This window comes from Escherichia sp. AM3 (assembly GCF_032029835.1).
Lineage (GTDB): Bacteria > Pseudomonadota > Gammaproteobacteria > Enterobacterales > Enterobacteriaceae > Escherichia > Escherichia coli.
This window is the reverse complement of the sequence record NZ_JAVUPQ010000321.1, coordinates 1-1,262: the sequence shown is the minus strand read 5'-3', so window position 1 is coordinate 1,262 and position 1,262 is coordinate 1. Positions and strand designations below refer to the sequence as shown.

The following is a 1,262-nucleotide window of genomic DNA, read 5'->3' as shown; positions in this document are numbered from 1 at the left end:
GAAATAATATATTCATCAAACGAATGACATTGTTTGAATTCATTAGCAGATAAATAGTGACAATTCCATACGTATTATTAGTTTCAAGAGCATCATAACATGAATGTTAAGCAGGAAAACGTGAGATATTCAGTCAGGCCGGGTCGTTATCCAGACGTTGTTATATTTAATATCATAAATATTTAAAGGGGTTTGACATGGAATGGTTAAGTGAAATTCGTAAACTTCGGAAGAACGTACCTGTCGGTATCCAGGTTGCCAGACGTTTGTTAGAGAGGACTGGCGGTGATGTTGATGAAGCCATCAAGTTGTTTCATATTGACCAAATCAATATATTGACGGCAAAAGCAGACGTCACTCATCAGGAAGCAGAGAATGTTTTGTTGGCTACAAACTATGATATTGCAGAAGCTCTTCGGCGTATTGATGAACAACGCTATACACTGACGGAATTGATTTTGCGTAAAAATAAGGATGCCGGAGATGCCTTAAACAATATAGCATTGGCGATTGAATATGAGTGGGATCTCAAGCGTAAGTTTTGGTTTGGTTTTGCAGATATCCAATTATTACCGCCAGTTTTACAAACATTTATGCTGGTTTATGAATGGCATGAATATGTTGGTTGGGAAGGAATGGAGTGTGGGATATTTTTTGAAAGTGATCATACTCACCAGCAATTGCAAGCTTTGGGGTTATTAGAACTCGCCCAAAAAATGGTTACTGCAAGAATCCGATATGATGAGCTAAAAGACAAGGCCGAAAATTTTCACGAGATTACAGAGGATGACATATTCAAAATGCTTATAATACATTGTGACCAACTTGCAAGAGAGGTTGATTCTATATTACTGCAATTTGTGAAGGACAATATTGATGTTTTCCCGTGTCGCCATAACAGACACGAGTTATAAAAAATAATCCCAAAATTGAACAGGCTTTTTATCTACCTGGTAATGACAGGTTCAATTCCGTTTTCATCAAGCATGACAGATCGTTGCCAGCACAGAGGATATCGCTGTTACATACCGAATATACGGTATTGCATTTAACAATGCGACTAAGCAAGCATTTAGTAATATTTATACAAGGGGATAAAAACCGGACCATGGTTAAAGATTTTTTCAAGATGATCCTGGCGTAAATCTTAACTAATGGGTCTTTCTCCCCCAGGCATCAAGCTATATCACCCAACAATAACCGTCAGCGCATGATTCCCTTGTCGCAGCATACGTCGATACGCGCTAATCAGCTTTTCCATA

The 1,262-nt window shown here is 38.2% G+C and carries 1 protein-coding gene and 1 pseudogene; one reads left to right on the top strand and one right to left on the bottom strand.

The genetic code is table 11. From position 1 onward, the window contains the following. Positions 1-197 precede the first annotated feature (197 nt). Entirely contained in the window at positions 198-914 is a 717-nt protein-coding gene (yfbN, locus tag RTW80_RS25495) for a protein YfbN (protein WP_000455114.1), read from the top strand. A 272-nt stretch (positions 915-1,186) separates the two neighbouring features. On the opposite strand, the pseudogene RTW80_RS25490 reads toward yfbN, so the two are convergent. Continuing rightward, positions 1,187-1,262: pseudogene (locus RTW80_RS25490) on the bottom strand (DUF1877 domain-containing protein); the annotation flags it as partial.

Coding starts and splice junctions, on each gene's coding strand:
- yfbN (WP_000455114.1), top strand. CDS start 198: ATGGAATGGTTAAGTGAAATTCGTAAACTTCGGAAGAACGTACCTGTC.